This is a genomic window from Pseudomonas sp. KH_040, assembly GCF_057839305.1.
Window position 1 is genome coordinate 2,384,014 of sequence record NZ_CM174487.1, and the last position, 13,041, is coordinate 2,397,054.

8 protein-coding genes are annotated in these 13,041 nt (G+C 62.1%); 3 read left to right on the top strand and 5 right to left on the bottom strand.

What is annotated here, in order from left to right:
* Positions 1 to 9: 9 nt before the first annotated feature.
* Positions 10 to 1,437 carry a mechanosensitive ion channel domain-containing protein gene (locus tag AC3IUF_RS10710; RefSeq protein ID WP_489281000.1) on the bottom strand — a complete coding sequence of 476 codons (1,428 nt, stop codon included), beginning with the start codon at positions 1,435 to 1,437 and terminating at the stop codon, positions 10 to 12.
* 108 nt (positions 1,438 to 1,545) lie between these two features.
* Complete coding sequence (locus tag AC3IUF_RS10715; protein WP_489281001.1) at positions 1,546 to 2,568, bottom strand: alpha/beta hydrolase; 1,023 nt, start codon at positions 2,566 to 2,568, stop codon at positions 1,546 to 1,548.
* Positions 2,569 to 2,729: 161 nt separating this feature from the next.
* Between AC3IUF_RS10715 and AC3IUF_RS10720 the strand changes: the two genes are divergently transcribed.
* Entirely contained in the window at positions 2,730 to 3,629 is a 900-nt protein-coding gene (locus AC3IUF_RS10720) for a LysR family transcriptional regulator (RefSeq protein ID WP_007913544.1), read from the top strand.
* Between the two features lie 266 nt (positions 3,630 to 3,895).
* Here AC3IUF_RS10720 and AC3IUF_RS10725 read toward each other — a convergent pair whose 3' ends face one another.
* The 3 genes from AC3IUF_RS10725 to gspG all read right to left on the bottom strand — a co-directional run bounded on the left by AC3IUF_RS10725 (position 3,896) and on the right by gspG (position 6,159).
* Positions 3,896 to 4,453: a hypothetical protein gene (locus AC3IUF_RS10725; protein ID WP_489281002.1), complete on the bottom strand. Its 558-nt coding sequence runs from the start codon at positions 4,451 to 4,453 to the stop codon at positions 3,896 to 3,898.
* A 75-nt stretch (positions 4,454 to 4,528) separates the two neighbouring features.
* Positions 4,529 to 5,716, bottom strand: a complete 1,188-nt coding sequence (locus tag AC3IUF_RS10730; protein ID WP_007913547.1) for a type II secretion system F family protein — start codon at positions 5,714 to 5,716, stop codon at positions 4,529 to 4,531.
* A 14-nt stretch (positions 5,717 to 5,730) separates the two neighbouring features.
* Positions 5,731 to 6,159: a type II secretion system major pseudopilin GspG gene (gene gspG, locus AC3IUF_RS10735; protein ID WP_007913548.1), complete on the bottom strand. Its 429-nt coding sequence runs from the start codon at positions 6,157 to 6,159 to the stop codon at positions 5,731 to 5,733.
* Between the two features lie 206 nt (positions 6,160 to 6,365).
* Between gspG and AC3IUF_RS10740 the strand changes: the two genes are divergently transcribed.
* Together AC3IUF_RS10740 and mnxG are read left to right on the top strand one after the other, a co-directional pair.
* Entirely contained in the window at positions 6,366 to 6,974 is a 609-nt protein-coding gene (locus AC3IUF_RS10740) for a lytic transglycosylase domain-containing protein (RefSeq protein ID WP_053119059.1), read from the top strand.
* A gap of 198 nt (positions 6,975 to 7,172) precedes the next feature.
* On the top strand, positions 7,173 to 13,007 hold the full coding sequence (gene mnxG, locus AC3IUF_RS10745) for a manganese-oxidizing multicopper oxidase MnxG (protein WP_489281003.1): 5,835 nt from the start codon (positions 7,173 to 7,175) through the stop codon (positions 13,005 to 13,007).
* Positions 13,008 to 13,041 lie beyond the last annotated feature (34 nt).

Genomic DNA, 13,041 nt, shown 5'->3' on the forward strand with positions numbered 1-13,041 from the left:
CTTTTGCTTTCAACGCTTCTGCAACCATCCCAAAAATCCACCTTTCCTCACCGCCACCGGCTTGGCCATCAACGCGAGGCGACTGTTCTGCTGACGCACCGCCTGCAACTTGTTCAACGCCCGGCCCACCTCCGTGCGCTGTTCCATGCACTCACGAGTGAGATTCTTGTCGAGCCGATAAATGATGCTCGACGTCAACGCCGTGAACGTCGCCTGCGACGGCGTATCCGCCAGAATGCTCTGTTCACCCATGACCTCACTCGGCCCCATTCGCCCGGCCTCGACCTTGCTGTCGCCATCCGCCACAGTCGCACTGACGACGCCGGTGGCAATCACGAACAGACTGTCCGGCACTTCATCCAGATCCAGCACCACCTGGCCTGCGGTGTATTGCTGCGCAACCATCGATTCCGCCAGACGATCACGCTCCTCACTGCTCAGCGAGCGGAAGATTTTCACTTCATCGAGCAACGCGCGGGCGCGGGTCGACGGTTCGATCACGCCGTCCGGATGCCGCGAAATCCCGGCTGCTTCGAGATGCCGGTGGGCGAGGTCGAACAGTTGGTTGCGCACTTCGCTTTTCTTGCCGAGCTCGGCGATGAAGCCGCTGGCGACGTATTCCGACATGGTTTCACCGGCCTCTTTCAACACGGCTTTCGGCGCCGGGCTGAGGAGCAAACTGCTGCTGCCTTGCAAGGTGCGATCAAGCGCATCCAGAACACGACGCGGGCGGATGTGATTCGGTACCTGAATGCTGATCGAAACGCCATGCATGTTGTTCGGGCGACTGAGGTTGACGATCTTCGCCTTGGCCGCGACCGAGTTCGGCACCACGGCCATGGTCCCGGCGCTGGTCAGCAGGTGGGTGGCGCGCCAGTCGATGTCGAAGACTTTGCCTTCAACGCCGTCGATCACCACAAAATCATCCACCTGATACGGCTTGGTGGTGTTGAGCACGATCCCGGAAAACACGTCAGCCAGGGTGCTTTGCAGCGCCAGACCGACAACGATGGCCACCACCCCCGAAGTCGCCAGCAAGCCTTTCACGGGCAGTTCCAGCACGTAACCGGCGGCCGCAACGATGGCCACCAGAAACACCAGTGCACCAATGACGTCCTGCAGCAACCGACCGCTATGGCCGATACGGCGCATCAGCGCCAGCCCGATGACTTCGGTCAGCACCCGCGCCGCGTACAGCCACCAGAGAATCCCCAACGCCGTCGCCCCCAGTTGCGCGACACGGTCATCGGCGAACAGCGGTGCTTGCAGCGGGCTGACACCGGCGTTGATCACCAGCGCCGTGAACGCCAGAAACAGCACCAGCCGCACAGCGACTCTCGGAGCACGATGGGTGAAGGGCGAGAAGTGCCAGAGCACGGCGTCGAGCAACAGCAGGGCGGCGCTCCAGGACAGCAGATGGGTGTAGAAAAATGTCATGACCTTGGCTCCGTGGTGTCTGCAAGTGAAAAGATCGCAGCCTGCGGCAGCTCCTACAGGAGAACGTATTCCAATGTAGGAGCTGCCGCAGGCTGCGATCTTTTGCCGTTATGGATTCAGATGAGTTTTCAGCTCAGCCGCCGCCTGACGCACCGCCGCTTTCACCTCAGGAATCTGACTCAGCGGATTGAGCAAACCGAAGTCATGAATCATCCCGTTGTAGCGCACCGAGGTCACCGCTACACCTGCCGCATCAAGGTGTCGCGCATAACCTTCGCCTTCGTCACGCAGCACGTCGAATTCGGCGGTCTGCACCAGGGCGGCGGGCAAGCCTTTGAGCTGTTCGGCGCTGGCATTCAGCGGCGAGGCATGGATCTGCGCACGTTCGGCCGGGTTGGTGGTGTAGTTGTCCCAGAACCACTGCATCATGCCTTTGGTGAGGAAATGGCCCTCGGCGAATTGCTGGTACGAACCGTCGTCGAACTGTGCGTTGGTCACCGGCCACATCAGCAACTGGAAGCGCAGCGCCGGGGCTTTCTGTTCCTTGGCCATCAACGCCACGACCGCTGCCATGTTGCCGCCGACGCTGTTGCCCGCTACTGCCAGGCGCTTGCCGTCGACACCGATATCTTTGCCGTGCTCGGCCACCCATTTGGTTGCGGCGTAAGCCTGGTTGATCGCGGTCGGGTACTGCGCTTCCGGCGACGGCGTGTAATCGACGTACACCGCGACGGCGCCAGAGCCCACCACCAAGTCGCGAATCAGCCGTTGGTGGGTCGGGAAATCACCGAGCACCCAGCCGCCACCGTGGAAGAACATGAACACCGGCAACTCGCCCTTGATCTGGGCCGGACGCACCACTTTCAGGTTGATCGTCTGGCCATCGACCTTGATCGCTTTGTCGCTGACTTCAACACCGGACAGATCCACTTTTACCGAAGCCTGCGCACCGGTCAGCACCGCACGGGCGTCTTTCGGGCTCAGTTGCTCCAGCGGTTTGCCACCACCGGCGGCGAGGGCATTGAGGAAGGCTTGGGTGTTGTGTTCGACACCGCTGTTTTCGGCGGCGAAGGCGTTACCGATGGACAGGGCGAGGAGGGACGCGGTGAGGGTTTTCTTGACGATGTTCATGGTGGAAATCCTTTTGAATGTTTTTGAATTTTTATGCCTGGGTTGCGGGCTGCTGTGGCGCTGGGCTTCAGGCCTCAGCAACACCGTGAGCACAGATTAATGAGCTGCTCGAAAGTGAAAAAGCGGCTATAAAGCGTTTAACTGTCCACCAGAGAGTGACAATGAACCCGTTCGAAGACATGCGTATTTTTTGCCAGGTCATGGACTCCGGCAGCTTCACCTCAGCGGCCGATCAATTGGGCCTGTCCAAGCAGTTCGTCAGTCGGCGCTTGATGCAACTGGAAGAGCGCCTCGGCGTGCGCTTGTTGAACCGCTCGACGCGGCGCCTCGACGTCACACCGCTGGGGCAGAGTTATTACGAATCGGCGTTGCGCCTGTTGGGCGAAGTCGAGCAAGTGGAGCAGGGCATCGCCGGGCAGACCGCCGAGCCACGCGGGACGATTCGCCTGAGTGCGCCGCTGTCGTTTGCCGTGGCGCATCTGGGGTGTCTGCTGCCGATGTTTTTGCAGCGCTATCGCGAGGTCACGGTCGAGGTGGATTTGAGTGACCGCCCGGTGGATTTGCTCGGTGAGGGCTACGATCTGGCGCTGCGCATTGGCGTACTGGAAGACTCGACGCTAATTGCCCGGCGTATCGCGTCGATCGAGCGGGTGTACTGCGCCAGCCCGGCGTACCTCGCCGAGCGCGGCACGCCGCAGCAACCCGAAGACCTGCACAGCCATGACTGCCTGCCGTATGGGCATGGGCGTTCGGTGCAGTGGCGGTTCAATGCGGGGCAGGGCAAGCCTGTGTTGGTCAACGTCACCGGGCGTATGCGCGTGAACAACGGCGAGTTGCTCAGGGATGCGGCGGTGCAGGGGATGGGCATTACTTATCTGCCGACGTTCATTGTCGGCGCGGCGTTGAAGGATGGCCGGCTGGTGCCGGTGCTGGATGATTTGCGGCCGGAACCGCTGACACTTTCAGCCGTTTACCCACAGCATCGCCAGGCCTCGAGACCGGTGCAGGCGTTGGTCGAGTTTTTGCGCGAACGCCTGAACGAGAGCCACGTCGCCCTCTGAGCCGTACGCGAATCAAACTGTAGGAGTGAGCCTGCTCGCGATAGCATTCTGTCTGTCACAGCTTCAGTGTCAGAATGACCGCTATCGCGAGCAGGCTCACTCCTACATTGGGATTATGGTTGTCTGCGGAATATGTAAACGCCACAAAACCCTGTGGGAGCTGGCTTGCCAGCGATGGCGGTGTGTCAGGCAATACAATTTTGCCTGACCCGGCCTCATCGCTGGCAAGCCAGCTCCCACAGGGGGTGTGGTGTTTTCAGGATGGATCAGTTGGCGCGCTTGTCATCGCCCGGCTCGCCGCCGACATGTACGCCACGATCATCGCCGACTTCGCCTGCAGCATGCACGCCACGATCATCACCGACTTCGCCCGCGCGGTGGACCCCGTGGTCATCACCGACTTCACCAGCGCGGTGGACGCCATGGTCATCTCCTGCTTCAGCATGGGCGCCGCTGCGACCGGATGAGCCGCTGTCGCCCGAGTGCCCCGAGCCGTGATCGCTGCCGCTGTGGCCACTGTTGCCACCGCCACTACCACTGTTGCCGCCCCCGCCGTGACTGCCTCCGCCCCCACCATTTCCACCACTGCCACCACCATTTCCACCACTGCCACCGTGACCGCCGCCGCCCCCGCCACTTCCTCCGCCTCCGCCTCCACTTCCGCCGCCGCCCCCTCCGCTACCGCCCCCACTGCCTCCACCACCACTCCCACCATCCTTGGCATAAGCATTGGACACCCCGGACACACTGTCCGGAATGAGGACCGTGGACGCCGACAGAACTGCGCCGATGGCCATTGCGAGCACGAGCTTTTTAATGTGCATATCGTTCTCCGTCTTTGTGGTTTTGTTTGGGAACGTAAAAGTGCGTCGTTGCAGGGGTCGGACCCGTTCCCGGAGTCAGTGAATACTCGAAGCCAGTTCGAAAATCGGGATGTACATCAGGATCACGATGACCCCGATGAGCAGGCCGATAAAGGTCATCAGCAGTGGTTCGAACAACTTCACGAACCACTCCAGCCAGCGACTGATTTCCTCGTCGTAGAAATCGGCGCTGCGCTCCATCATCTGCCCGAGGTTGCCGGACTGTTCACCGGCCCGCAGCAGTCGTAGCGAGACCGGCGTCACCAGGTGATTGAGCTCCAGCGCGGTAGACAGCGACTGTCCCTCGCGCACCCGCTCGCAGGCCTGATCCAGCCGCGTTCGCGAAGCGACGGTGAGCAAACCGCGCACCATGGCCATGGCGGTCACCAGCGGAATCCCGCCTTGCAGCAGAATCCCCAATGAGCGGTAAAACCGCGCCAGCTCATACATGAAAATCCGTTGATGCACGGCCGGCAGTTTTTCCACCAGTCGATCCAGCCCACGGCGAAACGCCGGTTGCTTTTGCAGCACGGCAAGGGCGATGACCAGCGCTGCCAATGCACCGAAAAATTCAGCCTGATGCGCATGCAGAAACATCCCGCTGCTCATCAACACCTGCGACAGCCACGGCAGGTTATTGCCCAGCCCTTCAAACACCAGACTGAAACGCGGCACCACATAACCCATCAAGAACAACACCACGCCACCACCGACGATCAGCAACAGCATCGGGTAAATCGAGGCGCTGATGATCTTCTGCCGCACCTCGTCCATGCGCTGGCGATAACTGACGTAGCGCCCCAGCGCATCGCCGACCGCGCCGGTCTTCTCGCTGGACTGTACCAACGCCACGTACAGCGGCGGGAACACCGCCGACAACTGGCCCAACGCCTGCGAGAAGGATTTACCCTCGTAGAGCAGGCGCACCAGCTCACTCAAGGTTTTCCGGGCCGCGGGGGCGGTTTCTTTTTCGGCGAGGCTTTCCAGCGCATCGATCAGCGGTAGGCCGGCATTGAGCAGCGTGGTCAGTTCCTGGCTGAATAACACCAGGTTGAAGGTCTCGCGCTGGCGCAGTTTCAGCGAGCGCCAATGCTTGTCGGCATGCGAGCTGAGCACCCGCAAACCTTGATCCTCGGCGATCCGCCGTGCTTCGCTGTCGCCGGGTGCTTCGACGCTCAAGGACACCACCCCAGCCTTGCCGACCGCTTTCAAATGAAATCGCATGGGCCGCGCTCCGCTTACTGCCAGTTGGTCACTTCAGCGTTTTCACCTTCGCCACCGGGCTGGCCGTCCTTGCCCATCGACAGCAGGTCGTACTCGCTGTTTTCGCCGGGATAGCGGTAGGCGTAATTACGCCCCCACGGATCCTGCGGCAGCTTTTTCTGCAAGTACGGCCCGGTCCATTTCGCCTCGTCACTCGGTGCGGTGACCAAGGCTTGCAAGCCCTGTTCGGTGGACGGGTAGTGACCGACTTCCAGTCGATAGATATCCAGCGCTTTGCTCAGTCCTTCGATCTGTGCCTTGGCCACCTTCACTTCGGAGCGACCGAGTTGGGCGAAGTATTTCGGCGCGACGATCCCGGCCAACAGGCCGAGCACCACCAGCACCACGAGCAATTCGAGCAGGGTAAAACCGCGTTGGCCACGCGGACGAAATTGCAGCTTCATGATGACCTCCCGTGAGTGGCAGCCGTGTCGCCTGAAGGGCTTATGCAATTGCCATGCTCAGGCCCCACTGAAAACCCGCTTGTACGCTGAAACCCTTGAAATACGGGCTTCTCAAGAGTCGGCACAGTGCTTGCGTATGGCTCAAACGTGATCGGCCATTGGGGCATTTCCCCCAATTTATCGGGGTCGATCCGGGGAGGCCCGACATGAAATTCCTTGCCAGCGGATTGCTCGGTTGTGTGCTGCTCAGCGGCGCCGCGCAGGCCGATGTGTTCATCTCGGTGGACGCCAAGGGCAGCTATGTACTGTCCAACGTTCACCGGCCCGGACGTACCTACGAGCGGGTTATCCACGAGGCTGAAATGCCTGTGGCAAGTCTCGATCAACAGCCGCAAATGATCGCCAACCAGCCCTACGCGGAACTGGTCTCGGCGGCAGCCAAGGTCAATCAATTACCCGAAGCGCTGTTGCATGCAGTAATCAACGCCGAGTCGCATTACAACCCCGGCGCCACGTCCCCCAAAGGCGCCGGCGGGCTGATGCAGTTGATGCCCGACACCGCGCGCGAGCTGGGTGTGACCGACGTCTACGACCCCAAGGCCAACATCCAGGGCGGGGCCAAATACCTCAAGCGCCTGATGACCCTTTTCGACAACGACATCGCCCTTGCCGTGGCGGCTTACAACGCCGGGCCCGACGCGGTGCTCAGCCGTGGCCGGGTGATTCCGCCGTTCGCCGAAACCCAGCGCTACGTGCCGAACGTGTTGCGTCAGTACCGGCGTCTGCAAGGCCTGGCGATGGATGCGCCGTTGTGACCCCAACCCGGTTTCCCCACTTTCGGGGCAAACCGGATACACCCGAAAAGTGGGGAAAGGGGTGGGGAATATTCCCCGGATTCTCAAGTGGTTGCGGTAACTGATTGAACACTAATGCAATTTTTTGTGGCACGCGGATTGCTCCGAGGCATTTGTCGAGAAGTGTTCCCACGAACACCCACTACGAGGTTCCTGATCATGGCTGGCTTTCCTCACGCTCCGTCCCTGATTAACTGGCTGCTGATTCTGGCCTCGATGCTCAGCGTCGAGCTGGCCGGCGCGGCCGTACGTTGCGAGCGCAACCTGGTGGCCAACGTCGTCGCCTTCGATCAACCGCTGATGTTCAACCGCCTCGGCGCGCAGAACATCAACGGTATGATGTTCGCCCTGCGCCGCGATGTCGTTGATGAACATGAGCAGTCGCTGGCTTACGGCGGTGCCGCAGTGCCGGGCAAAGTCTCGTTGCGCCCGGACAAGCGTCCACGGCCATTGGTGTTGCGCGTGGCCGCCGGCGATTGCCTGACGATCAATTTGCAGAACCTGCTCGACTATCAGGCCAACCCGAACAAGCACTTTGAAAACGAGGGCGAAGAAGAGGGCGTGGAAAACGCCAACGGCGCCGAAGACTTCAAAGTCGACGAGCAGGTCGCCGACCGTCACGTCGGCTTTCAAGTCAACGGCCTGCAAGCGGTAAACAGCATCGATGACATTTCTTCTTTCACCGGGCGCAACGCCAACACTCTGGTGCCACCCGGCGCGAGCCGTTCCTACACCTTGTTCGCCGAACGTGAAGGCGCGTTTGCCGTGAGCAGCCGTGGCGCAACGTTTGGCGGCGAGGGCGCGGCCGGCAACGTTGCCAACGGACTGTTCGGCCAGGTCGTCGTCCTGCCCAAGGGCGGTCGCACCTATCGCAACACCCTCACCGAAGAAGAAATGCGCCTGGCCACCACGGGTCGCGCACCCACCGGTCAACCCATCGTCGACTACCAGGCGCGCTATCCACAGCGTGAACCGTGGTTGCGCGAAGGCAAGGCCGGTACGCCGATCATCGGCATGGTCGATGGCAATGAAATCATTTCCAGCGAAAGCGACGCGATTGTCATGGGCAGTAACGCCGACGGCAGCTTCCCGTCCAGCACCTACCCGTTGGAGTCGGTGGGAAAACGCAACCCGGCAATTCCCAACCGCCTCGAAGCGTTCCGCGATTTCGCTTCGCAATTCCAGGATGAAACCGCCGCCACCCAAGCGTTCCCAGCGTATTGGGCCGACCCGGTGATGGCCCATGTGCTGGAGCCGACCCGCGACTCGTTCATGATCAACTACGGCTCCGGCGGCATGGGCGCCGAAGTGGTCGCCAACCGTTTGGGCGTGGGGCCGATGCACGACTGCCTGTCGTGTGCCTATGAAGAATTCTTCCTCAGCTCGCACACCGTCGGCGATGTGGCGATGCTGGTGGATGTGCCGGCCAACACCGGGCTTGAGAACATCGCCCCGGGCCAGACACCGCGCGCCGATCAGATCGGCGTGAAAGCGACCATGGCCCTGTATCCGTCGGAGCCGTCGAACGTCAACCACAGCTACATCGGTGACTTCGTCAAATTCCGCAATACCCACAATGGCCACGAGCAGCACATCTTCCACTTGCACGGCCATCAGTGGCTGTTCAACCCTAACGATGACAACTCCGATTACGTCGACGCCCAGGGCATCGGTCCGGGCGCCGGTTACACCTATGAAATCGCCAATGGCGGGTCGGGAAACCGCAACCGCGTGGCCGGCGATGCGATCTATCACTGCCATTTCTATCCGCACTTTGCCCAAGGCATGTGGGCCATGTGGCGGGTGCACGATGTCTTCGAAGAGGGCACTCGACTTGATGTTTCGCAACAGGGCGCCGACGGCTATCACAGCGAACCGTTTGCCTTGCGCAGCGGCAAACCGGCGGCGGGTGCACGGGCCTTGCCCGATGGTGAAATCGTCGCCGGTACGCCGATTCCGGCCATCGTGCCGCTGCCCGGCAAAGCCATGGCACCGATGCCGGGCAAAGTCGTGGTGGTGCCGAAAATCGGCGAAACCCTGGTCGCCGGCAATGATGACGACGATGACGAAGAAGAGGGCGATGACGACGGCGAGCACCATGGCGGCAACGCCGGCGGTCAAGCCATCGGCTCGCTGGCGCTGGTCGATCGCAGCGAAGCCAACCGCAATGCCGACGGCAGCCTGAAAAACCCCGGCTATCCGTTCTGGATCGGCGGCATGGAAAGTTCGGTCGGCCAACGGCCACCAACTCCGCCACTGGACATGCTCGACGCAGCCACCGCGCAATCGCTCAAGGCCAGCGGCAAAGCGCTGTGGGCCAACCTCGACCCGGCGCAGTCCGGCGGCTGGGATGGCGGCTTGCAACGGCACGCACTGGATGGCGTTGCGGCGGGTGGCGAAGCGCACACCGTGACCACTTCGCTGGATTTCTCCAAGGAAGTCACTCGCGCCAAACCGATTTACCTGCCGGAAGAAGGCACCGAAGTCGAACAGGCCGCGATGGCCTTCCACGCGAAAAAAGATCACCCAAGCTACGCCTTGCTGCCCGGCAATCAAGTGGTGGCCAAGGCGTTCCGCACCAACGGTGCCTTGCCGATGGCCGGCGCGCCGTACTACGAACCGTGCATGGATGACCGGCAAAAACGCCTGACCGCCAGCGCCGGTAGTGGTGAATTCGCCAGCGGTGAACGCATCGACGGCATGTCCTTCGTCGGCGCCTCGAGCTTCACCGCCGACCGCCCACGGATCTACAAAGCCGCCAACATCCAGTTCGACGCGGTGTACAACAAGGTCGGTTATCACTTTCCGCAGGCGCGCATTCTGGCGCTGTGGGAAGACGCCTGGCCGGTGATCACCAAGCAGCGTCCGCCTGAGCCGCTGGTGATGCGCATGAACACCTTCGACTGCGTGCAATACCAGCAAACCAACCTGGTGCCGGCCACCTATGAGATGGACGACTATCAGGTGCGCACGCCGACCGACGTGATCGGCCAGCACATTCACCTGCCGAAGTGGGATCTGACCTCGGCGGACGGCTCCTCCAACGGCTGGAACTACGAGGACGGCGTGCTCTCGCCCGGCGCCGTGCAGGAGCGCATTCACGCGATCCGCGAGTTCAACCAGTGCGCCGGTACTGATCCGCGTGACGGCACTCAAGCCTGCCCGAAAGCCAAGAACCATCCGTTCTTCGGCCAGTACGGCCGCGCCGACTGGCTGGGTGCGCGCACGGCGATGCAGCGCTGGTTCGTCGATCCGGTGGTCAACGCCAAAGGCGTCGATCGCGGCCTCGGCACCATCTTCACCCACGACCACTTAGGTCCATCGACGCACCAGCAGATTGGTCTGTACGCGACTGTGCTGGCGGAACCGGCCGGTTCCACCTGGTTCCACGCCGAAACCGGCGAGCCTCTGTACAGCGGTGCGCGCCAGGACGGCGGCCCGACGTCGTGGCAAGCGGTGATCAACACCGGCGACCTCGACGGCGATGGCAAGAACGACAGCTTCCGCGAGTTTTTCCTCGAATACAGCGACTTCCAGCACGCCTATGAAGCTGGCATCTATGTGGGGGCTGGTCCTAACGGCGTGCCGAATGCGCAAGCGTTCCCGGCCACTGCCGACAGCTTCCGCTACGCAATCAATCCGCCAGTGCGCAACAACGCCAGCAACTTGCTTGAAGGTGTACTGGAAGTGCAGGGCGGTCAGGTCCCGGGCTGTCCGAGCCGGCCATGTCCGCAGGCGATTTCGGTGGATGATCCGGGCATGTTCGTCGTCAACTATCGCAACGAACCGCTGGCTCTGCGCGTGTACGACCCGAACAAGGTCGGCCCCGACGGCAAGCGCGGTATGCAGGCCGACGGCCTCGGTGGCGATCTGTCGTTCGCCATGCAAAGCCGTACCGACCGGGCGATCCCGGCGATGAACCTGGCGCCGAATCTGCTCACCTCGGCGACCGGCCCTACCGGCGGCACCACGCTGTTCCCGCCGCACATCAACAAGGGCGGCGCCGAACCGGGCGATCCGTTCACGCCGATGCTGCGCACTTACACTGGCGACAACGTGCGGCTGCGGGTGCATGCCGGCGGCCATGAAGAAGAGCACAACGTCACCCTGCACGGTGTGAAATGGCTGCAGAGCGGTTCCGGTTTCGGCAACAGCTCCAACTCCGGCTGGCGCGCGTCGCAGATGATCGGCATCTCCGAGCAGATGGGCTTTATTGCGCCGGTGTCGATGCTCTCCAGTTCGGCGGCGACCACGGGCGATTATCTGTACTCGATGGACGCTTCGATCGAAGGCTACTGGAGCGGTATCTGGGGCGTGATGCGCAACTACACCGCCAAACGCGCCGACCTGTTCGCCATCCCGAACAACCCGAGCCCGGCGGGCATGCGCAACACCGTGGCGTTCGAGGGCAGTTGCCCGCGCTATGGCGCCAACCCTAACGGCATTGGCACCCGGCCCACTGTGCAGCGCAACTATGAGGTGGTCGCGGCGCTGGCCAATGACATCCTCGGCAATACGCTGGGCCTGACCATCGGTGATCCCGAAGGGCTTGGTCAACATGTCGGCGGGCCGCTGAATCCGGCGGGCGGCACCCTGGTGCTGAACTCGCGCACGGTGAGCATTCCACAAGTCACCGTGACCGATCCGGAGGATGGCGAAACCATCACCATCGGCGGGCAGAGCGGGCCGCTGCATGACCCGACCGCGATCCTCTATGTGCGTAAATCCGATCTCGATCCGGTCAGTGGCAAGCTGAAACCCGGCATTCCGGTTGAGCCGCTGGTGCTGCGTGCAGCGGCGGGGGACTGCATCAACATCACCCTGGAAAACCGTCTGCCGAGCGTGATGCCCGACCTGACGCAAACCGCTGTGATGCAAGGCATTGTCAAGCGTGATCGCAACAGCGGTCTGGGCTCGACCACCTTCAGCAACAACCTGATGCGGCCGTCCAGCCACGTCGGCCTGCACGCGCAATTGCTGGCGTATGACATCACTAAATCCGACGGTGCCAACGTCGGCGCCAACCCGATCCAGACCGTGCCACCGCGTGTCGGCAGCAGCGGCGCGTACCCGACCCGTACCTATCAGTACTACGCCGGGCATCTGGAGCGTGAAGGTAAACCGGTGACGCAACTGGGCCGCAGCGTCGACAACATTAACGCCACGGCGGTGGAGTTCGGCGGTTTGAACATCACCCCGGCGGACGTGATCAAGCAGCCGCAAAAAGGCCTCGGTGGTGCGATGAGCATTCTGCCGATCGGCGCGACCTGGGTTGACGATGCACGCAAGGTCAACGCCACGGTGACGGCGCCAGGGCAAACCAGCTACCGCGACTTCGCGATGGTCTGGCACAAGGCGCTGAACACCCGTTGGGCCAATGGCCGGCCGGTGGAAGGGATTGCCGCCGAAGGCTTCGGCGTGCCGACCGATCCGCAGGACAACTCGAGCATGGCGATCAACTACAAGACCGAACCGCTGTGGTATCGCTTCGGCCTCGCTCCGGATGCACCGTTCGGGCATGCCGACGGCGCGGGTTACGGCGACATGACCAATGCGCACATGGCTTACAGCAATGCGCTGGTCGGTGGCGATCCACAGACGCCGGTGCTGTATGCCAAACCGGGGCAGCCGTTGCGCACGCATATTTTGATGCCGAGCGGTGGCAGTCGCGGCACCACGTTCCAGCTCGACGGGCATGTCTGGTCGGTGAATCCGTTCCAGGCCGAGAAGAGCGATGTCGGTGGTTATCCGATGGGCTCGCCGGGCGTGGGCTCGGTGCGCTTCGGCTACAACCCGATGTCGATGTACATCGGCGCCCACGAAAGCATCCTGCCGGCCGCGCACTTCAGCTTCATGATCCCCAGCGCCGGCGGTAGCAATGCGATCCCGGGGGACTACCTGTTCCGCGACTACGGCGCCTACGGCAACACCTCCGGGTTATGGGGATTGCTGCGGGTGACCAACGAACCGGAACCGGCGCCGCAGGGGCAGTAGAAGCAGGTGCAACGACAACATGCCTGTGGATGCA

Bases quoted from the DNA above. Each gene is read 5' to 3' on its own strand.
- AC3IUF_RS10720 (WP_007913544.1), top strand. From the start codon at position 2,730: ATGAACCCGTTCGAAGACATGCGTATTTTTTGCCAGGTCATGGACTCC.
- mnxG (WP_489281003.1), top strand. From the start codon at position 7,173: ATGGCTGGCTTTCCTCACGCTCCGTCCCTGATTAACTGGCTGCTGATT.
- AC3IUF_RS10725 (WP_489281002.1), bottom strand. From the start codon at position 4,453: ATGCACATTAAAAAGCTCGTGCTCGCAATGGCCATCGGCGCAGTTCTG.
- AC3IUF_RS10730 (WP_007913547.1), bottom strand. From the start codon at position 5,716: ATGCGATTTCATTTGAAAGCGGTCGGCAAGGCTGGGGTGGTGTCCTTG.
- AC3IUF_RS10715 (WP_489281001.1), bottom strand. From the start codon at position 2,568: ATGAACATCGTCAAGAAAACCCTCACCGCGTCCCTCCTCGCCCTGTCC.
- AC3IUF_RS10710 (WP_489281000.1), bottom strand. From the start codon at position 1,437: ATGACATTTTTCTACACCCATCTGCTGTCCTGGAGCGCCGCCCTGCTG.
- AC3IUF_RS10740 (WP_053119059.1), top strand. From the start codon at position 6,366: ATGAAATTCCTTGCCAGCGGATTGCTCGGTTGTGTGCTGCTCAGCGGC.
- gspG (WP_007913548.1), bottom strand. From the start codon at position 6,159: ATGAAGCTGCAATTTCGTCCGCGTGGCCAACGCGGTTTTACCCTGCTC.